This window comes from Mesotoga prima MesG1.Ag.4.2 (assembly GCF_000147715.2).
GTDB lineage: Bacteria > Thermotogota > Thermotogae > Petrotogales > Kosmotogaceae > Mesotoga > Mesotoga prima.
This window is the reverse complement of record NC_017934.1, coordinates 1,325,039-1,345,529: the sequence shown is the minus strand read 5'-3', so window position 1 is coordinate 1,345,529 and position 20,491 is coordinate 1,325,039. Positions and strand designations below refer to the sequence as shown.

The 20,491-nt window shown below is 46.6% G+C and carries 15 protein-coding genes and 1 riboswitch; of the genes, 10 read left to right on the top strand and 5 right to left on the bottom strand.

Going from position 1 to position 20,491, the window contains the following annotated elements; all coding sequences use genetic code 11:
• The 3 genes from mnmE to THEBA_RS06430 are packed head-to-tail and all read right to left on the bottom strand — an operon-like array spanning position 1 to position 5,550.
• Entirely contained in the window at positions 1-1,320 is a 1,320-nt protein-coding gene (gene mnmE, locus THEBA_RS06440) for a tRNA uridine-5-carboxymethylaminomethyl(34) synthesis GTPase MnmE (RefSeq protein ID WP_014730940.1), read from the bottom strand.
• Entirely contained in the window at positions 1,310-4,348 is a 3,039-nt protein-coding gene (gene mfd / locus THEBA_RS06435; protein ID WP_014730939.1) for a transcription-repair coupling factor, read from the bottom strand. The genes mnmE and mfd overlap by 11 nt, the downstream gene beginning before the upstream one ends.
• Complete coding sequence (locus tag THEBA_RS06430; protein ID WP_006486619.1) at positions 4,324-5,550, bottom strand: nicotinamide-nucleotide amidohydrolase family protein; 1,227 nt, start codon at positions 5,548-5,550, stop codon at positions 4,324-4,326. The genes mfd and THEBA_RS06430 overlap by 25 nt, the downstream gene beginning before the upstream one ends.
• Before the next feature lie 46 nt (positions 5,551-5,596).
• Positions 5,597-5,697: riboswitch (TPP riboswitch) on the top strand.
• Between the two features lie 30 nt (positions 5,698-5,727).
• On the opposite strand from THEBA_RS06430, the gene THEBA_RS06425 reads away from it, so the two are divergent.
• Together THEBA_RS06425 and THEBA_RS06420 are read left to right on the top strand one after the other, a co-directional pair.
• On the top strand, positions 5,728-6,705 hold the full coding sequence (locus tag THEBA_RS06425; protein WP_006486617.1) for a thiamine ABC transporter substrate-binding protein: 978 nt from the start codon (positions 5,728-5,730) through the stop codon (positions 6,703-6,705).
• Between the two features lie 43 nt (positions 6,706-6,748).
• Positions 6,749-8,275 carry an ABC transporter permease gene (locus tag THEBA_RS06420; protein ID WP_006486615.1) on the top strand — a complete coding sequence of 509 codons (1,527 nt, stop codon included), beginning with the start codon at positions 6,749-6,751 and terminating at the stop codon, positions 8,273-8,275.
• Here the strand turns inward: THEBA_RS06420 and nth are convergent.
• Together nth and THEBA_RS06410 are read right to left on the bottom strand one after the other, a co-directional pair.
• Positions 8,205-8,867 (bottom strand): endonuclease III, encoded by a 663-nt coding sequence (gene nth, locus THEBA_RS06415; protein WP_014730938.1) that lies wholly within the window; start codon positions 8,865-8,867, stop codon positions 8,205-8,207. The genes THEBA_RS06420 and nth overlap by 71 nt on opposite strands.
• A complete protein-coding gene (locus THEBA_RS06410; protein ID WP_014730937.1) occupies positions 8,860-10,278 on the bottom strand; it encodes an aminopeptidase in 1,419 nt (472 codons plus the stop codon). The genes nth and THEBA_RS06410 overlap by 8 nt, the downstream gene beginning before the upstream one ends.
• A 263-nt stretch (positions 10,279-10,541) precedes the next feature.
• Here THEBA_RS06410 and THEBA_RS06405 point away from each other — a divergent pair, with 263 nt between their 5' ends.
• The 8 genes from THEBA_RS06405 to THEBA_RS06370 all read left to right on the top strand — a co-directional run bounded on the left by THEBA_RS06405 (position 10,542) and on the right by THEBA_RS06370 (position 19,085).
• Positions 10,542-11,102, top strand: coding sequence for an RNA polymerase sigma factor (locus THEBA_RS06405; protein ID WP_014730936.1), 561 nt, complete (start codon positions 10,542-10,544; stop codon positions 11,100-11,102).
• Positions 11,095-11,589, top strand: coding sequence for a hypothetical protein (locus THEBA_RS06400; protein ID WP_014730935.1), 495 nt, complete (start codon positions 11,095-11,097; stop codon positions 11,587-11,589). The genes THEBA_RS06405 and THEBA_RS06400 overlap by 8 nt, the downstream gene beginning before the upstream one ends.
• Before the next feature lie 39 nt (positions 11,590-11,628).
• Positions 11,629-12,510 (top strand): hypothetical protein, encoded by an 882-nt coding sequence (locus tag THEBA_RS06395; protein WP_014730934.1) that lies wholly within the window; start codon positions 11,629-11,631, stop codon positions 12,508-12,510.
• Between the two features lie 112 nt (positions 12,511-12,622).
• Positions 12,623-13,051, top strand: a complete 429-nt coding sequence (locus THEBA_RS06390; RefSeq protein WP_014730933.1) for a Fur family transcriptional regulator — start codon at positions 12,623-12,625, stop codon at positions 13,049-13,051.
• A gap of 29 nt (positions 13,052-13,080) precedes the next feature.
• On the top strand, positions 13,081-14,112 hold the full coding sequence (gene pheS / locus THEBA_RS06385; protein WP_014730932.1) for a phenylalanine--tRNA ligase subunit alpha: 1,032 nt from the start codon (positions 13,081-13,083) through the stop codon (positions 14,110-14,112).
• Positions 14,109-16,478: a phenylalanine--tRNA ligase subunit beta gene (gene pheT, locus THEBA_RS06380; protein WP_014730931.1), complete on the top strand. Its 2,370-nt coding sequence runs from the start codon at positions 14,109-14,111 to the stop codon at positions 16,476-16,478. Before pheS ends, pheT begins: the two co-directional genes overlap by 4 nt.
• Positions 16,471-17,256 (top strand): inositol monophosphatase family protein, encoded by a 786-nt coding sequence (locus THEBA_RS06375; RefSeq protein ID WP_014730930.1) that lies wholly within the window; start codon positions 16,471-16,473, stop codon positions 17,254-17,256. Before pheT ends, THEBA_RS06375 begins: the two co-directional genes overlap by 8 nt.
• 236 nt (positions 17,257-17,492) lie before the next feature.
• The gene (locus THEBA_RS06370; protein ID WP_014730929.1) at positions 17,493-19,085 is read left to right on the top strand and encodes an IS1634 family transposase; all 1,593 of its coding nucleotides are present in this window, start codon (positions 17,493-17,495) and stop codon (positions 19,083-19,085) included.
• Positions 19,086-20,491: the final 1,406 nt, after the last annotated feature.

Sequence of the window (20,491 nt, the reverse complement as noted above, 5' to 3'; positions counted from 1 at the left end):
TCACTTCCCCACGCAAAAATCGCTGAAGATTCTCTCCAGCACGTCTTCCGTTATGTGTGTTCCAAGAAGTTCGTCCAGACTCCTTGCTGCCTGCTCGATCATCGTGCTTAAAACATCAACGGTAATGTTACCTTCGATGGCCTCAATAGATCTGGCAATATAATCGACCGCATCTAAGAGCTTTTGTTTCTGCCTCGCACTGATGATTACCTCGTCTCCTATGGAAGTAATCTCCTCCGTTCTCTTTAACATAAGCTTCTCTAGATCTTTCAAACCTTCTCCAGTTCTTGCGCTAATAACAACGTCGAAATGATGCTGCTCGACTTTTCTGATGTCGGATTTGTTCGCGGCTACTATAAGCCTCTTTCCTTTGTTTCTCAATTCTTCTTCGAGGTCTTTGCTTTCAGGGTTGTGTGGGTCGCGCAGCAGTATTACCAGTTCGGCCTCTTCGATGGCCTTGAGACTTCTCTCAATTCCAAGCACTTCGATTTCATTCTCGGCTTGTCTTATTCCTGCCGTGTCAATTACTCGGAAGAGTACGCCGCCGATGTTGAGATCCTCCTCGATCGTATCTCTTGTAGTTCCTGGGATTTCGGACACGATCGCTCTATCTCTTTTCAAAAGGGCATTCAGAAGAGTCGACTTACCTACATTCGTCTCTCCTACGATTGCGGTCTTTATACCCTGAGAGATCACAACACCGTTCCTGGATTTTTCTATGAATTCGCACATTTCCTTCTTCAAGCTCACAAGCTCGTCATAGAGCGAAGAGTAGTCGGTCTCAATCTCGTCGGGATAATTCAACTCGACTTCAACTGAGGCGAGGAGACGAACCATCTTCTCTCTGAATGAAGCCACTTCTTCGGAAAGAGATCCTCTGAAGCTTTTGATTGCAGCTTCAAGAGACTTTTCGGTCTTAGAGGCTATCAGGGCGTTGATCGCTTCGGCCTTCACAAGATCGAATTTCCCGTTCAGGACTGCTCTCTTTGTGAACTCTCCGGGGAGGGCCATTCTAAAACCCACTCTGAATAATGATTCAAGCGCGTTCTCAATTATGAGGGGATTGCCGTGAAAAGAAAGCTCAACTAGATCTTCTCCGGTGTACGAAGCCGGTCCTTGGAAGAAGACGACGACAACTTCATCGATATAGCGATCACCTTCCATAAATGAGGTCAAGTGAGCATGCCTTGGTTTCAAGGTTTTCAAGTCCGGCAGCAGGTGACTTATCTTTGAAACTATCCCCTTTCCGGAACATCTAATTACAGCGGTAGCAGAAAGTCCGCGCGGTGTTGAAAGTGCACATATAGGATCATTGAACATTTCTCTCAGCTCCAAGAAAAAGCGATTTCAGTGTTCTCATGAGATGTCTTTCCGGCACGCCGTAGAGTATCGATTTGCCCTCGCGTTCATTTACAACTAACCTTCTTCCTTTGATCCCCAATGAATCCCGAATATGGTTTTCACCGTGTAACATAACTATACTCTCTGAATGTGGATCGTATTCTACGATTTTTATCCCGATGTTGAATGCGCCTAATCTTACCCTCGAAGCTTCGAGAAGCGAGTTGACCTGAGAGGGGAGCCGACCGAATCTATCCAGAAGCTCCGATTCGATCTCATCTATCTCGTCCTGAGCTTTGCATGCGGCTATTCTCCGATAGATCTTCAATCTTTCAATGGAATCGGAAACATATTCCTCGGGGATAACCATATCGAATGGAATGTTCTTAAGTTCAGTATCGACGGTTCGCTCCTCTACTCCGATCTCTTCTTCACCATGAAGTTCCCTCATTGCCTTTTCTACCATCTCGCGGTAGAGATAAAGTCCAACGGAGTTTATGTTTCCATGCTGCTCCGCTCCCAATAAGGTCCCGAATCCTCTTATCTCCAGGTCCCGCATGGCGATCTTCATACCACTTCCCGCTCCGGAAAACTCCTTCAAAGCCTTCAGTCTCTCTCTCGACGGATCGGACAATCTCTTTGGATCGTACAGAAAGTACGAGAATGCCCTTCTGTTGCTTCTGCCAACTCTTCCCCTCAACTGATAAAGCTGGGCAAGTCCGTATCTATGAGAGTCATCGACTATAAGAGTATTGGCATTAGGAACGTCGACTCCGCTCTCGATTATCGTTGTGCACAAAAGCATGTCTAGTTCGCCAAGATAGAAGTCTCTGATTGTTCGCTCGAATGCGGACTTGTTCATTTGCCCGTGGGCGACGTCTATCTTAACTTCGGGCAGAAGGTCTCTCAATCGAGAGAGTAACTCCTGCAGCTCAGTCACTCTGTTGTGAACGAAGATCGTCTGGCCACCCCTATTGGTCTCTCTGAGGACCGCGGTTCTGATCAGTCTATCGTTGATCTGTCCAACGTAGATTTCTGGAGAGGTGCGTCCCGCAGGCGGTGTGGAGATTATCGAAAGATCTCGCAGACCGGAGAGAGACATGTAAAGAGTTCTCGGAATCGGAGTCGCGCTCATTGAGAGAACGTTTACCTGAAGGCGGAGCTTCTTGAAATGCTCTTTCTGAAGGACTCCGAAAAGTTGTTCTTCGTCGACCACGACGAGACCGAGGTCGGCAAACCCCACTTCTTTCGAAAGTAGAGAGTGTGTTCCTACTACAACATCGACTTCGCCCTTCTTGAGTTTCTTCAAAAGCTTGTTTCGCTGTACATCGGTCCGATAACGGTCGAGAATCTCGACTCTTATTCCAAAGGGATTCAACCGGCGTTCGAAGTTTTCGTAATGTTGTCGGGCCAGTACCGTAGTGGGAACCAAAACGGCCACCTGTTTTCCGGATACCACCGTTCGGAACGCAGCGCGTAAAGCAACTTCGGTCTTTCCATAGCCCGCGTCACCGCTTATGAGTCTGTCCATAGGTTTGGTGCTTTGAAGGTCTTCCATTACTTCTTCTACTGCCTTTTGTTGATCTTCTGTCTCGACATACGGGAAGCTGTCGCGAAAGCCCTTCTCCATTTCGCTGTCTCCAGTGAGCGGAACGCCGGAAGTGACTTCTCTAGATCCGTAGAGGTTCGACAGGTCCGAGATGAGGGCCTTTACCTCTTTGTTGACCTTAGATTTCTGTCTCGTCCAGGCAGTTCCGCGCAAGGAGTTCAGCTGAATTCCTTCGGTGCTTCCTATATATTTATGGACCCGATCTACCCTGTCTACCGGTACATAGATCTTGTTCCCATCTCTGTATTCAAGTAGAAGATATTCTCTCGTTCCTAAAATATTCTCTACCGTTCTCACTCCAAGATACCGCCCGATGCCATACTCCTTATGGACTACGTAGTCTCCCTCTTCAAGTTCCGTCCAGTCGACAACGGGAATTCTCGGTAAGTACTCCTCTTCTCTTCTCGGTCTCTTGATGATCTGAAGTTCTTCAGTCAGTTCTTCGTCGTAGTCTAGAGAAGAGACGTCGCCGTCGGAAACGATCGAATATTCCTTGAGCTTCATCAGCACTTCCGACGATACTCCCCCGTACCTAATGTAAAGGAACTTTCTTACCGCCTTTTCGGAAAGGAGTTCCAGTGTTTCTCGTTCTCTTCTTCCATACTCGACGATCGCATCGTCGGGCTTCACAAAGATAACGTTGTAACCTTCTAGAAAGTCGAGAAGTATCGACTGGCGTTCGTAGAAGATGCCGGCCGTTGTGTCCATGGTATCCAGTCGGTCTAAGAGAATCTCATCTGAGACCCCAGTCGCCTGCTCGGCCGCCCTGATTCGCTTCAATGCAGTTTCTCTGAAAGGTGAAGCCGTAATTCCTTCTGCGGCAGGAGTAATCAACACTTCGTTCAACCTTTGTAGACTCTTCTGGGAGACGGGATCGAAACTCCTGATGGACTCAATTTCCCTGTCGAAGGTGTCTATCCTCACCGGCATTTCCGATCCGGGTATGAAGACGTCTACAATGCCACCTCTTATTGCGAACTCTCCCGGGATAGTAACTGAGAATGATCTCGAATATCCGAGACTCTGAAGCTGGCTCTCGGTGATTGTCATCGGGCCGCCGACTTCAACCTTGAAGGACAGCTCTTCGAAAACTTCGATCGGTACGGTTTTTCTCAGGATTCCGTGAAAAGAAGTATAAACCGTTCTCAGCTCTCCGAGGAGAAGCTTTCTGAGCAGGGCTAACCTTTCCGATCTTATCCTCGAAGAAGTACCTATTTCCTCAAATGGAAAGACATCATGAGAGAAAAAGAAGCCGTCTCCTTCACGTTTCTCATGGATCTCAATGAAGGATTCAAGCATTCTCTCACTTGGGAAGATGATCAAGTTTCGCGAAGCATTATAATTTCCTTTTTCAACCCAGGAGATTGGTTCATTCACTCTATATAAAACTCGTTCCAAAATAACCTCCACAATCTCTTCAAAACAGTACTTGCCCCTCTTAGCTGAATAGTCTCTCTATCCCCTCTAAACATGTCGGTATAAGTTTTTGTTAAATCGCCGATCCTGACTGCAGAGCAGACCATACCCACGGGCTTAGTTTCTGTGCCTCCAGTCGGTCCGGCTATTCCCGTGACGGAAAGACCGATGTCTGTGCCGAAAAGGATCTTTGTTCCGGCCGCCATCTCAGCGGCAACCTCTTCTGAAACTGCCCCATGGCGATTCAGAGTATCTTCATTCACTTTCAGAAGTGATATCTTGATGTCGTTGGAATAGGAGACAATTGCACCGGGAAAAACATCGGATACTCCGGGAACCGATGTTAGAAGAGCTGAGAGACGCCCCCCCGAACAGGATTCTGCAACCGAGACAGATAGTTTTCTAGCCTTGAGCTCTTTCACTACTACCTGGACCAACTCTTCGCCGGTCGTGGTATACACGTATTTCTTCCATCGTCTTGTGAATAACGAACAGATCTCTTCAAGGATAGATTCATTATCCGAAGTGAGAATGACAGTTGGCCCCGAGAAGTATCTTACTCTCGTGACAAACTTGACGCTTGGAAATTCCGTGAGCATCTGCTCCGTGAACTCCTCTACTTCGGGTTCCGTAAGGTCGACAAAACCAATTGTTCTAGAATAAGAAGGCGGTGGGAGCGTGATGAACTTAAGCGCCTCTCTGAACACCGCTTCCATCTCCACTGGAGGTCCCGGAAGTATAACGATTTCCTTATTGTCTTCTCTTATGTAAGCTCCTCTCGCGCTTCCCGATGGATTTGCTAGTTGAATGGAGTCCTGAATCACAAAAGACTGTCTTTTCAACCCTGCGGGAGCTTTTCGAGCATACCTTTCTTCAAAACTTTCGGAGAGCGACGAATGATACTCGCTGTCATAAATCAGCTCTTTCCCGAGAAAATCGGCAACCGTTTGGAGCGTTATGTCGTCGAAAGTGCTTCCGAGTCCGCCAGTTATTAGCAAGAGATCGGCTCTATCCAGAGCGTTACTGATTTCTCTTTCTATGAATTCTTTCCTGTCGGGTACAATGACTATTGACTGAACTTCGAATCCCAGGGCAGTGAGTTTTTCAGAAAGATAGCCGCCGTTACTGTCTTTGACAACTCCTTTAGTAATCTCATCGCCTGTAAGAAGGATTGCAGCCTTCAAATGACCACCTCCTCGTCAATTGTATCACCAAACGGACGGTGGTATAATTGATTGCCGGGGGAGCCCAAAGGGCTGAGAGTGCTGAAAGCAGACCCCATGAACCTGATCCGGTTAGGACCGGCGTAGGGACGGCCAGTGAGTGCGCCTCCGGTAATCATTTACAGGAGGTGTATTTTTATGAGAAGAGCATTACTGCTCTCACTGATGATCTTCTTCCTCTCTCTTTCAGCAGTATCAGCGTTGACTGTCTACTCATATGATTCCCTCGAACCGCTTGCCGAAGAGAGTTTTGGGAAATTCACAGAACAGACTGGAATTGACGTCGAGTTTCGTGCGGTGGGAGACTCGGGCTCACTGTTGAGCTTGATTATTTCGGAGAGAGAGAAGTTTGATGGAGATGTCGTTATTGGGATCGACAATCTTCTTTCGCGGCGGGCCTTCGAAGAGGACATATTTCTCTCTTATCGCCCCATGGGCTTTGAGAGAATCATAAGCAACGATCTCCTGCTGGATGAGGAGTGGCGACTCACGCCTTATGACTTTGGAAGTATAGCGCTCATCTGTAACGGAAGTCAGATCGAAGAGTCAATTTCAACCTTGTGGGACCTTACTAAGCCGGAGTTCGAAAGAAGCGTAATAATCCAAGATCCGAGAACCTCCAGTACCGGTCTCTCATTTCTTGCATGGACTTACCTTTTGTTTGGAGAGCGCTTCGAAGAGTTCTGGCGGGCGATAACTCCGTCGATTCTGACGGTTTCGTTGAGCTGGGACGACGCCTTCCAGAAGTTCGAGTCGGGAGAGGCTCCAATCATGGTTTCCTACGCCACCGATGGAGCGTATTCGAAGCACTACTACGGAGAATCGATCTACTCAACCGTTATACCCGAGGGTAAGGGATATGTTCAGGTCGAGGGAGCGGGGATAATTAAGTGGACTGATAATCTTGAAGAAGCGAAGCTCTTCATGGATTTCATTCTTAGCGAAGATTTCCAGAGCCACATCCCTTTGAACCAGTGGATGTTCCCGGTTATCGAAGTAGAGATGCCGCCGGCCTTCGATTATGCGGTAAAACCTGAAAAGATTCTAAAACTCTCAGCCGATGTTGATCTCTCCAAGCTGATTGAAACGTGGGAAGAGGTAATTTACGAAAGGTAAGTCACTAACAATATACTCAGTCGCTATCGCGGCCGTTGTTCTTTTGCCGCTGTTTCTCGCATTTGGAAACCTAAACTTTGAAACGATCTTCTCTGTGGTTTCATCGCCTTCATTCAAATCAATTGCGGGATTCACTGTAAAACAGTCTTTGCTAAGCACTTTGCTTGCAATGATCGTAGGTTTCCCCGCGGCGGTACACTATGCGAGGAGCAGCGGACGGCTTTCAAGTTTGCTGGGTATAACTACGTACATACCATTCTTCTTTCCAAGTATTTCTATGGCAATTGGCTTCTTGTCTGTATATGGCAGAAATGGAATCTTCAACAACTTCCTGTCTAGTTTAGGGTTCGAAAGGGTACAGATTCTTTATTCTTTGGGGGCCGTTCTCCTTGGGCACGTGTTTTACAATGCGCCAATTGTTATTCTCGTGCTAGGGAACGCTCTTAGGAAACTGCCCTCGGATGTTCTCGAGAGCTCAAAGATAGACGGATCTGGAAGAATAATGAGGCTTCTCCGCGTTGAACTGCCTCTCGTTACGCCGGCAATAATCAATTCGGCACTGCTCATCTTCACTTATTGTTTTACCTCTTTCGCAGTAGTACTTATCCTTGGCGGTGCTCAATTCGCCACTCTTGAAGTCTCGATCTACATGAATTTCAGGCTTCTGGCTGCTCCTCAAAACGCAGTCGTGCTTGCCGTCGTTCAGTTCATTTTCATCATGTTGTTTGGATTGCTTATCTCAGCGAGTGAAAAAAGTGCGACTTTTGAGCAGGGTGAGCAGTATAAAGAGAAAAACAGATTTACGGCGATTTACTCATGGACTTTCCTTCTTTTCGAATGGCTTCCAATTCTTGGTGCGCTCCTGAGTTCCTTCTACGACTGGACGAGAGGGGAATTCATATTCAGTAGAATTTCAAAGCTCTTTGGTGAGAAACTCGTACTCATTGGAGCCGGTCTGACAAATACTCTGATCAATTCACTGACACTCTCTGCCCTTGCGGCGCTAGTGACCGTAACGATAGCCTTTTTGCTTTCCTGGCAGGCACGAAAAACCATAAAAGGCTCGAAACAGCTTCGGATAATTTCTTTGATCGCACTCTCCGTAACACCCTCTATACTGGCAGTATCGTATCTTACTGTGTTCGGTGGTTTTCCGGTTCCAATCTTGATTCTATTGCTCTATATTGTGATTTCCCTGCCGGTTGTTCTAAATTATATAAGCGGTCAGGTTATCGGAGCAGAACTGAACTTCCTTGAGGCGGCACAGATAGACGGCGCCTCAAAGATAGAGCGTTTAAGATACATGATCATTCCCTTCTTCAGAAGCACAATTATATATGCGGCAACCGTTGTCTTCGCGATCTCTATGGGTGAGTTCGGTGGGTCGCTCATACTTGGGAGCAAAGACTTTCCAACCTTTGCCGTTGCGATCTACAGACTCAATGGCAGCCGCTATCTTCTGGAGGCGAGATTTCTCAGTTCGGCGTTGGGAATAATTATCATTTCTGTTGTTTCTGTCTCTCGGTGGTTTGCTCAGAAACCAGAGAGAAGTATTCGCAACACTGGCTGATTCCGCAGAGATTGCACTTAGGACCGATCGGTCTGCAGATTTCTCTGCCGAACTCGACCATCGATCCATTCACCGGTCCCCATATACTAGGTGGCAAGATCTTCATTAGTGCAAATTCAGTATCATCGGGAGTCTTCGTTTTCACCCATCCCAACCTGTTGGCGATTCTGTGTACATGGGTGTCAACGGCCAGCGCCTCCTTTTTGAAGGAAACGTTTAGAACGATGTTGGCTGTCTTTCTCCCGACTCCAGGGATTGTCACCAGCTCCTCGAGAGTATCCGGCACTACGCCGGCAAAGCTCTCCACAATCATTCTGGCGCAATTGATAATTCTTGCGGCTTTCTGTCTGTACATCCCCGAGGCCTTTATTAGGTCGTAGAGATCCTCGGGTTTCGCGTCAATTAAGGATTGGGGGTCTGGGTAAACCGAGAAGAGCCTGCGAGAGGCCTCCTCGGTATTTTCGTCTCTTGTTCTTTGGCTGAGAATTGTGCTTACCAGAACCTTGAACGGGTCTCCGTATTCCTGTTCGCGCGGGAAATTTCCAACTATCCAGCTAGAAACAGCTTCGGGAGAGCAGTCGTTTCTAGACATCGCCCCCCTCCAGGAAAACCTTGTATGCTCTATAAGTTTCGTAAAGATCTGCTTTGGAGAGAAGCTCAAACGGCGAATGCATACCAAAGACTGGCGTTCCTGCATCGACAACGGTGACTCCTCTTTCGGCAAAGAACTTTGCTACTGTACCGCCACCGCCTCTGTCAACCTCTCCAAGTATGGTGCTCTGCCAATGCACTCCCTTCTGGTTAAGCAGTCTTCGCACGTAGCCCATGAATTCTGCGCTGGCTTCGCTCGTCCCCGATTTTCCTCTGGAACCCGTGTACTTGAGGATAGCGATTCCATAGCCGAATCTCGCCACGTTTGCCTGGTCATGAGCATCCTTAAAAGTAGGATCGAACCCGGCTGCGACATCCCCGGAAAGCATTCTCGATTTCTCCAAAAGGAAATCTATTTCGTAAAGTCCTTTTGCCCCCGAGAGATTGAGGAGCTTTTCGATAAACGTAACCCAGAACTGTCCCTTCGCTCCGGTGACCCCCTCGCTTCCTATTTCTTCTCTGTCAAAGAGGAGAACCATTGCCGTACGCTTAGGATTATCAATCGAGGACATATCTGCAAGCGCAGTAAGGGCAGAATAGGAACAGACTCTATCATCATGACCATAAGCTCCGATCATGGATCTATCCAGTCCGACTTCCCTGGGCTCAAGAGCGGGCACCAGCTGGATGTCGGCAGAAAAGAAATCCTCTTCGACAAGTCCGTACTTTTCGTAGAGGAGGTTAAGGAACATCAGTTTGACGGGATTCTCGAAATCCTTTCCCTCAACAATAGGTATCGTGCCGGACATTGCGTTCAAGTCTTTACCCTGAAATACCTTTCTGAAATCCCCTTCCCTGTTGTCTAGGTGTGGAAGGAGGTCGGAAATAACGAAGACGGGATCTTCACTCTTCAATCCTATCGAGACGTCAACCGACTCTCCGTTACTCTTGATTACAGTTCCCACAAAGGCAAGAGGAATGTTGAGCCACTGGTATTTCTTAACTCCTCCATAGTAATGAGTCTTGAGCATTGCGATTTCCGAATCTTCGACCAACGGACTGGGCTTAAGATCAAGCCTTGGCGCATCTAGGTGAGCGGCAACCATGTCGATACCTTCCTTGAGGTCTTCGCCAATCACTGTGGCGATAAGCGCCTTGTTGTCTTTCGTCAGATAAATTCGGTCTCCCCTTTTCACGCCCGTCTTCTCAAATGATGATACGGGCTTGAAACCTCTCGATTCAAGAAGATCAACGAGATTCTTCACCGCCAGGCGCTCTGTAACAGATTTGCCAATGAATTTCATGTACTCTTTCGAGTAAGCGAAGACCTCTTCCTTATCAAGCGAGAACCAGGTGCTCCTTTTCCTCATCGTTAGTTTATCACTGAGCTTCTTTGCATCTTCCCGTTTCAATACTTCACCTCCAGTAATGCGAATAAGTTCTTTCACCTTTAATTTTATCCGATATGATTGGCTTTTTGGAGCTCAGTGATTTGCTTTTCAAAATTTCAGTTTTTGCTTGCAGATGGTCTTGTTTTTCATGATTCGCTAATCAAAAGATTCGCAGTCTCTTCTCCGGTGTTATGATTGATTTAAGGATAATTATATAATTTACGTGCGGAGTTGAACTGTATTCGCTCCTTCATCGTCATATAGAACAGATTAGGGTGGTATGGTTGGACGAAAAGAAGCTAATAGATGGACTAAAGAAGAAGAAGGTCTGGGCATACGAAGTCTTGTACGATGAATATGCTCCGAGGTTGGGAAGTGTCGTAAAATCATACCTTGGATACGATGATGTTGAGGATGTTATCCAGGAGGTTTTTATAAAGGTCTTCAAGAACGTTAGAAAGTTTCGTGGGGATGCAAAACTTTCGACCTGGCTTTATAGAATAGCCGTGAATGTCTGTAAGGATACTCTGGTGAAGAGGAAGAGAAACAACGAATTTCTTACAGATTTCAGAGAGAGTGAAGATAAGGCCACGTTTGAACCTCCGGCAACGACGAACGTGTTCAGAGAAGTTATGGACGAGATCTCTTTTGAGGAACTGATGTCTGTTGTTGAGAGACTTGCTGAAGATGACCGATTACTTATTAAATTGAGAGACATAGATGATCTGTCATACGAGGAGATAGCCGACATACTTGATAAACCGGTCGGCACGGTCAAGAGCAGATTGCATTACGCTCGAAAGCGGCTTAAGGAGCTTCTCGAGGAGGTAGGTTACATTGGATGAAGAAAGGTTTGTCCGCATTTTGGATCGTGAGATCCCGTTTGATAAGCTGAGGGTAGATGAAAGGAAAGAACTAAAGGGCTATGTGAAGGCTATAGACGCTCTGAAAGAGAGTTGTTGCTACAGGCCTTCTGATGAACTGAAGAAAAGAACTCTGAGCAGTGTAAGGAAGCTAAAGAGCAGACCTTACAAAATTCTCGGTACAGTAGCTGCCTGTTTGGTACTGGGTATCTTTTCGGTTTCGTTCTTCACGGGTAACACTATTCTTATTAAGAAAAAGGGAGAGCTTTACCAGCTCGCAGATGTCCTAGGCAGTAGCTCGAGTCTGAATGAAAGGCTCAAGGTCAATCTGAATGCCTTTGCGCAGGACGAAGCAGAGGGGAATAATCTAGTAATGATGGAGAAGGAAATGGAGCGTTCGCTCGGCTTTCTTAGTGAATCAGCTGTGGAGAATGATTTTGAGATCTCTGGAATTAGCACGACCTACTAATCTATAGACGCTCTAAGACACAGAAGGAGTGAAATCGCCGTGAAAAAACTGTCCGTACTCGTTGTCCTGTTGCTTGTTGTCGGGCTGGCGGTTGGAAAGGATGCTGTCGAAGAGTTAACTACCCTGATAGATGTTTTGAAGAACTCTTCGTATGAAGTAGATAGATACGTACAAGAGAGCGGAATAGTTACTACTGCAAAGAACGAGCGAGTAATCAAATCCGGTCCCTATAAACTGGTTACATCGTATTCTTCTGCAAAGGGTGAATTTGGCTGGGTGAGAAACAGCTCAGGCCATTTTGCTATCTTTCGCACAAGAAGTATTGCTTTCGAGCCGCTCACAAAAATCAAAGATGTGGAAGACAACTTCATTGACCTGGTGAACAGGAAGAGCTATGTGGTCGATCTCTTTCTGGATCTTCCCAACAGCAGAAAAATCACCATATCATCGGGGAACCTATCTTTCGAGGTTACTTATGATGACAGCTACAAGTTGTTGAAGCTGGTTAAGTCGTATCCATTTCATACTATTAGCGCGAGTTACAGGAATTACTCCGAAATGTCTCACGAAGCTTTGTCGAAATTGTCGAACGCTACTGAAGGCATGATAATAATTCGTCCTCCAATATACTTTTCAGAGGCAATGCTGGAAAAGCACTTTGCCTGGTCTTCGATGGATTTCGCAACTGACGGAAAGACATATCTTTACACTGTTCTGATGTATTCGATCGAGTATGGGCGAATGGTTCTATACTTCTCATTCAACACCGAACCGGACTATCTTCAGAAGTTTTCTGCTCAGATGGCCCAGGCAAACGGTTACAGTTACGCGATTGAGAGACTCTCGGAGAACTCTGCGATTAGTCTTCTCGGGATGATAGATACAGAAACACTCTCTTCCCTTCTTGAAGATCTCTACTGAATGCGAGCGTTCACTAAAAGTAAGACTTATTGAGGTTTTCATAAAGATTTCTCAAAATTGACTGAATTCTGTTGTATAATCTACTCAAACCCTTTATGGAGGCTTTAATTGTATGGAAATAAAGGACACGGTTGCTCTTCTAAAAAGCAAAGGTTACAGAATTACCCCTCAGAGAGTAGCGATAATAAGGATTCTAAGGGATCATGAAGGCCATCCTGGAGTTGAAGAGGTTTTTAGATCGGTAATACAGGTTCATCCGAATATTTCGATGGCTACCGTTTACAACGTAATGGAAGTTCTCGAAAAGGAAGGAATCATAAAGGCTATAGCGAATTCGAAGAAATCGAGACGTTATGATTCAGAAGTGAAACCTCATGGCCACTTCATATGTAATAGCTGTGGGAGAGTCTTTGATATTCCGATGAAATATTACGAGGCCTGCTTGAAGGTGTTTCCTTCTGAAATGACTGACTTCGAGGTGAATTCTTTCGAACTTACCATCAAGGGAATTTGTCCAGACTGCAAGAAAAAACTTCTATAGACAAGTTTTATCTTTTTGGGGGTGCTGGAGTGAAGGGACTCGATATTAATCTACAAGAAGTCCTCGATAGAGTGATGGAAATATCCGACCTTAATGAGCTTCAGGAAGAAAAGTCACGGCTCACTGGAAAACAAGGCTTGATAACTTCTCTTATGAAAAAGTTGAAAGAGATTCCTCCTGAAGAGAGAAGAGAGTACGGAAAGACCGTAAACGAGTATAAAAATTTCATTGAAGAGGCTCTTAACAGGCGTAAGAGCGAACTGGAGAACAAAGCTAAGAAAGAAAGGGAAGCCTCCGAAAGACTGGATTACACAATTCCCGGAAAGAAAAGAGACATCGGTTCTCTACACTTGATTACGCAGATAATGGAAGAAGTGCAAAGTATCTGGGTGAGTATGGGTTTCGAAGTGACAGTGGGCCCGGAAATTGAGACCTCTTACTACAACTTCGAAGCACTGAATACCCCAGAGTGGCATCCCGCAAGAGACATGCAGGATACATTCTATCTTCAGGACGGAAGACTTCTAAGAACGCATACCTCGCCTGTGCAGATAAGAACGATGGAATCAAGAAAGCCCCCCCTAGCAATTTTTGCGCCCGGGACATGCTACAGAAAAGACACTCCCGATGCGACACACCTACCGATGTTTCACCAGTTCGAAATCCTCTTTGTGGATAAGGGTGTTTCGGTGAGCCATCTAAAGGGGTCTCTGGACCATTTCGCCAAGAGGCTCTTTGGAGAAGACAGAAAGATAAGGCTCCGGCCAAGCTTCTTTCCTTTTACCGAGCCGAGTTTCGAAGTCGATGTCAGCTGTGGAATTTGTGGAGGAGTTGGTTGCAGAAGCTGTGGTGGAAGTGGATGGCTAGAAATTCTGGGGGCCGGGATGGTGCATCCGAACGTATTCAGGAATGTTGGGTATGATCCGGAGGTCTGGAGTGGTTTTGCTGCCGGAACGGGCCTTGAGAGAATTGCTATGCTGAAGTACGATCTTGAAGATATCAGGGACCTTCTTCGCAATGACAGACGCTTCCTCAGGGGTTACAGGAGGGCAGTAATATGAAACTGTATCTCGAATGGATAAATGAATTCGTTGACATAAGCGATAAGTCTCCCCAGGAATTAAGCAACAGCCTTTCACTCAGCGGTACGGAAGTGGCGGGAATAGAGTACCCATGGAGCTATGTCCAGGGTGCGGTGGTGGGGAAGATTAAGTCAGCAAGACCTCATCCTATGAGTGATCGGCTTCTGGTAACAAGGGTGGACGCAGGTGTTCGTGAACTAACAATTGTTACTGCCGATTTGACCGTTAAGGAAGGCGAAACCGTTGGTGTGCTGCCCGAAGGCTCTGCCCTCTCCGGTACGAAGATCGAGAACAAAGAGTTTCTAGGAGTTTTATCTGAAGGAATGTTCCTTTCTCTTGAAGAGTTGGAACTTGAAGAGAAGTCACAAACGATAATGCGACTTGAGCAGGGCAAACCTGGAGAGTCCGTCATTGAGCTGCTGGGACTCGACTCGGCGGCTATTGAAGTGGAGTTGACCGCAAATCGTGGCGACTGTCTCTCTGTAGTCGGAATGGCCAGGGAGCTTGGTGCCATTTATGAGAGAAAGGTAGAGAGACCCTGTGCAGACGACTCAATCCCCGTTGGAGACGACGGGCTGCTGAAGGTTACATTGAAAGATGAAGGCTGCACAAGATATACGGCACTTTTAATGAGCGATGTAACAATCTGTGGATCTCCATTATGGATGAAGAGAAGATTGGTAGCGGCCGGTTTGAGACCGATAAACAATGTTGTTGATATAACTAACTACATGATGCTTGAAACTGGCCATCCTATCCACGCTTTCGATGTTGATCGGATAGGATCTACGGAAATAGTTGTTCGTTCAGCAAGAAACGGTGAGAAACTCGAGCTTCTGGACGGCAAAGTAGTTCAGCTCGACAGTAACGACATGCTTATTACCAACGGTGAAACACCACTCGCCCTGGCGGGAGTCATGGGCGGTGAAGACTCCGGAATCTATTCTTCGACGAGAAAAGTTTTGTTGGAAGTCGCCGTCTTCGACCCAGTGAGAATCCGAAAGACATCGAGAAAGCTAGGAATCTCAACAGATAGTTCGTATCGATTTGAAAGAGGAATAGACTACGAGGATTCTATATACGTGATTCGGCGCCTTGCCGATCTCATGGAGAGGCTTAGTGGTGCGTCGGTTGCCTCGAAGATTGTTGATGCCGGCGGAACAGCTCCAGTTAAGGCCATAGATTTGAGAGAGGAATTCGTCGCCGATAGACTGGGTGGCGTAGTTCCTTCCGAAAAGATAGGCGCAATACTTGAGAGTCTGGGTTTCAAGACCGAGAGAACCGACTTCGGATGGAAGGTCACTCCACCAGCTTTCCGGTCGTACGATACGAGACAGGAGATCGATCTTGTCGAAGAGATAGGGCGAATCTATGGCTACGACAAGATCGAAAATGTATTACCCAGAGTTCTGCCGATTTCGGGAGGTGTTCCGGAGTTCTTGAAAAGGCAGAAGAGGGTGAAAGATCTGATGGTTGCCAATGGCTTCGATGAGATTGTGACATACAGTTTCATAAACCCGGACGAGTTTGACAAGCTTGGAACTGATCCGAAACACGTCGCGCTCTTGAATCCTCTTTCAATGGACATGGCCGTCATGAGACCATCGCTCGTCTACAACCTCTTGTCGGCGGCTTCATACAATTACAGAAGACAAAACAGAGATATAAAACTCTTCGAAATAGCTTCGGTTTTCAATCCGGAAAGAGAGCAGAGTGAAACAACGGCACTAGGTTTTGTTGCTACCGGGAGGGAGAACCCGCTTGATTATTCAGACAAAAGAATACTTGATTTCTTCACCTTCAAGGGAGTCATTGATGAGTTATGCTCTCTATATGGTCTGGATCCCGTGTACAATCCCCTGACGATCTCCTGGCTTGAAAAGGGCAAGGCAGTATCGGTGGACGTTGACGGAAGGAAAATCGGATTTTTTGGCGCTGTGGATATCTCAGCTGCCGATGCGCTTTATGAGATAAAGAGTGGTGAAGTCTACGTAGCAGAACTCAACATCAGCACAATCGAGAGCCTGATGAAGGGATTCTCCGGAGCGAAGAAAATCTCGCCATTTCCGAGGGTTTTTAGAGATCTGTCCTTCCTTGTTCCTGGCTCAATAGCCTATGGAGAGCTGGAAGAATTAATAAGAAGAACTCTTGACGGTACCTCTTTCGAGGAGATCAGGGTCTCTGATCTTTACAGAGGCAAAGGAATTGAACCTGGATACAAGAGCATCACAGTTACCCTGGGTTTTGAATCCTTTGACAAGACTCTCACTGACGATGAGATCAATACACTTATTGAACTCGTCTTAAGAAAAACCGAGAAGATTGGTGTGAAGCTACGTGGATAACCTCCTTCTCAATAATTTCAGCAAAAAGATTCGTGTGTATCTTCCGGAACTCTGGAGAAAGGTTTCCAAGGAGGAGTTCTCTATTGAACGCAAGAGTGGATACAAGGACATAGTTACCTCTGTTGATCTGGAGATCGAGGACAACCTGCGTGTCTTCCTGCACGATCTTTATCCCGAAGCAGCCTATCTCGGTGAGGAGTCCGGTCCCGATGTAAGATCTTCTACAATGTGGATCGTTGATCCAGTTGATGGGACCACAAACTTCTCAAAATCTAATCCCCATTATTCTACTCAAATAGCTCTATACAGTGAAGGCCGAGTTGTTCTCGGAGTTACCTACGATCACAACAGGAGGGAGACCTTTCATGCGATCGAGGGGCAGGGCGCTTATCTTAATAACAAAAGGATCTGGGTGAGTAAGACGAGAGAACTCCGAGAAGCCACCAGCCATGTGGGGATGCAATACTCATCTGAAACTGCTTTCGAGCGGATTACAAGGAGAATAAATAGAGCAATAAAGATCTGCAGGGGACTGCGAATAACCGGAAGTGCCTGTCTCGATTTTGCTTACGTTGCGTCTGGAAGAGCCGACATCTTCTGGGAAGAGACACTTAAACCCTGGGACGTCGCAAGTGGCATTTTACTCGTCAAGGAAGCCGGAGGTTTTGTCGGCAGCTGTGTTGAAGAGGATTTCGACCTGTTCAATCCAAACGTCCTCGTTGCGAACAACTCACCGGAACTTGTGAAGGAATTCCGCGATAGAGTCCTGTACGACTGAACGCAATTTATTTTTCAACCAGGAGAATTCATTTCAGACTGAACATTCCGTCACAATCATGCAGTGATTTTCAACGCTTATCTGAATGCTCGGCTATACTGTGATCCTTTGAATCCTAAGTTCCCGAAAAGTCTAACGATGAAAACCTTGTAAAGGGTTGAAAAGACTGAGTTAGGGTTGTTTTCTCTAGGTTTATGCCTCGTTATATATTATAATGTATGTAACGAGGTGAGGAGATGGGGATTGTCTATCAAAAGAACAAGAAAACTGGAATCACATATGTCTACAAAAACGAAGCCTATTGGGACAAGGAAAAACAACAGTCCAGAGCCAAGAGAACTTTAATCGGCAAGCTAGATCCAAGTACTGGAGAAATCGTACCGACCAGGTCATACAGGAAGGATAGCATTTCGAAAAAGCCCGGTCCAGTTCCCATAACCAAAATCCGCAGGGATTTCTATGGTGCTTGCTATCTTCTCGATCAGGTTGGAAAGATCACAGAAGTTGAGGCAGATTTGAAAGCGTGTTTCCCCGATCGTTATAGAATGATTCTGTCTATTGCCTATTATCTTATTCTGGAAGAGAACAACTCACTCAGTAGGTTTTCACATTGGCAGAGATTGCATGTTCATCCTTATGGAGAAGACATACCATCACAGCGCAGCAGTGAGCTGTTCCAATCTATTTCCGAAGAAGAGAGGATGATGTTTTTCAAGAAGCAGGGCAGACGTAGAATTGAGAAAGAATACTGGGCCTTTGACATCACTTCCATCTCCAGTTATTCAGAGACACTGAGACAGGTAAAGAAAGGAAGAAACAAAGAGTACGAGAGACTACCTCAAATCAACCTCGCCCTTCTCTTCGGTGAACAGTCTGGACTTCCCTTTTACTACCGGAAGCTCCCTGGCAATATCACCGACGTGAAAACGGTCAAGCAACTTATGGCTGAATTCAATGTCATGGGATACAAAAAGGTAAGTGTCCTTCTTGACAGAGGCTTTTATAGCAGAGAGAACATAAACCTGCTCTTCAAGAACCACCAGAAATTCATCATCGGTGTCAAACTGAATTTGAATTATGTGAAAGAGACCCTGGAAGAAGAGCGCGATAACCTCCAGCTATGGTCAAACCTGCAACCCCAGTTCGGAGTATATGGCTTGTGCCGGACGACCCAGTGGGAATATGAACAGGAAAGACCCAATAAGGGAGATGTTCTCAGCTCGAAAAGGAGGGCATATTTACATCTTTTCTACAATCCCGAGAAGGCAGCCAAAGATCAGGCAGAGATGAACGATTATCTGAGCAGACTATACAATGATTTGGCAAACAACACGCGTGAAGAATACCGCATGAAGGACTATGATAGATTCTTCACTGTTACCAGTACACCAAAAAGGGGCAGGAAAGTCACACCGAAGGAAGAGGCGATGCGTGAAGCGGCAAGAAACTATGGCTATTTCGCACTGCTTTCCAATGAAGTCAACGATCCCTTCGAGGCCTTATCTCTCTATCGCAGTAAAGACATAGTGGAAAAGGGGTTTGGGAACCTCAAGGATCGTTTGAATTTCCGTAGAATGCAGGTTTCCTCAGAACTATCACTGAATGGAAAGCTGTTTGTCGAGTTTGTCGCATTGATTTATCTTTCCTACATAAAGAAGAAGATGCAGGACACCGGTCTCTTCGATAACTGGACATTGCAGGGTCTCCTCGACGAACTGGACACCATTGAAAGGTTTGAGTATCCCGAACATGGCCGCTTGATAGGAGAAGTCACTAAGAAGCAGAAGGATATCTATGCCAAACTGGGTATGAAATCACCCTCGTTATAATTTCCGGGAATGCAGGTTGAATAGGAGTTTGAACAATAATGCTGCACTCTCAAGAAATTACACGCTTATTGCTGTAAAAAAGAAAAAAGCAGCCTACTTCTTAAGGCAATTGCTTTCCCCCCTTCCCGCTATGCTCTCATACCGGAGCTCCCCTTCGATAATGGTCATTCTCGCCTGATCTTGTGGAGGGAACGAAATGCTGAAACAAGCTCAGATGACGCGAGGGGCGGGGTATCGATTACGGGGTATGGGGTCTCGTGAAGAGAAACGGCAATCAATTCAGGGTTTCAATGCAAATGAGGAAGTTATCCCGACAGCGGTTTATGGGAATCCCTCTCTCTGTCATCCCGGACTTGATCCGGGATCTAGGTGTCGATCTTATTGAAGAACGAAGAACTTGGACGCGCAGCGTCGGAACGAAGAACCGGTGCTTCTTGGCGGGGACGGTGGACCGTTGACTGGGACGCGGTTTTCATCGGCGTCCAGCGGCTCTTAGATCGAGATGCTGAAACAAGTTCAGATGACGCGAGGGGCGGGGTATCGATTACAGGGTATGGGGTCTCGTGAAGAGAAACGGCAATCAATTCAGGGTTTCAATGCAAATGAGGAAGTTATCCCGACATCGGTTTGTGGGAATCCCTCTCTCTGTCATCCCGGACTTGATCCGGGATCTAGGCTTTTTTTGAAAAACCGGGGTTGGGGGTAGCGGGTACGTGGTAGGAAAGAGCTAAGGAACTGGTTGGCCGTTGGACGGTTATCCGTTCGCCGAGGAGAGCCGGTCACCGCTCGCTAAAAGATGCTCAACGCTGGAAAGAGCAAAAGATCAGCTGCAAAAAGCGGAACTGAAGTCATAATGCAAGAACTGGATGCCAAAACAAATTCAGATAGAATGTGATGTTCTCTTGATTGCCCAATATTGTCATCCCGAACTTGTTTCGGGATCTAGGTTTTGATCCTCTCGGTGGAGGACGGGTCCATGATCTGGGACGATGTACGAAGGACGGCTCTTTGCAGCGAACAGCGGGTTGTGGCTAAGCGCACAGTGGTTCTGAGAGCAGGATTCTGAACCAAGTTCAGAATGGCGAGATTTTCCGCATTCGAAGTTACCTTACGCTGTCACTGAATTCATTTCAGGATCATGGGTCTTGAAAAGCACGGATCCATAGTCTTGGACGGGCAATAAAGGACGGCTCTTCGCAGCGCTCAGCGGATATTGTGGCCCTCGAAGCGGAACTGGCTCGCCAAAGCGAGACTGACCACCAAAGGTGACTGGCCTGCGAAGCAGACTGGCTACGCAGGTCTTCCCCGCGAAGCGGGCATTGCGACCGCCGATGATTTTCGGCGCCTTGCGTCTAATGTTTTATGGTAGCATCACTTCTGGCGATGTTCTTCGCCGCATCACTTAA

Coding starts and splice junctions, on each gene's coding strand:
- mnmE (WP_014730940.1), bottom strand. CDS start 1,320: ATGTTCAATGATCCTATATGTGCACTTTCAACACCGCGCGGACTTTCT.
- pheT (WP_014730931.1), top strand. CDS start 14,109: ATGAAACTGTATCTCGAATGGATAAATGAATTCGTTGACATAAGCGAT.
- nth (WP_014730938.1), bottom strand. CDS start 8,867: ATGTCTAGAAACGACTGCTCTCCCGAAGCTGTTTCTAGCTGGATAGTT.
- THEBA_RS06425 (WP_006486617.1), top strand. CDS start 5,728: ATGAGAAGAGCATTACTGCTCTCACTGATGATCTTCTTCCTCTCTCTT.
- THEBA_RS06390 (WP_014730933.1), top strand. CDS start 12,623: ATGGAAATAAAGGACACGGTTGCTCTTCTAAAAAGCAAAGGTTACAGA.
- THEBA_RS06370 (WP_014730929.1), top strand. CDS start 17,493: ATGGGGATTGTCTATCAAAAGAACAAGAAAACTGGAATCACATATGTC.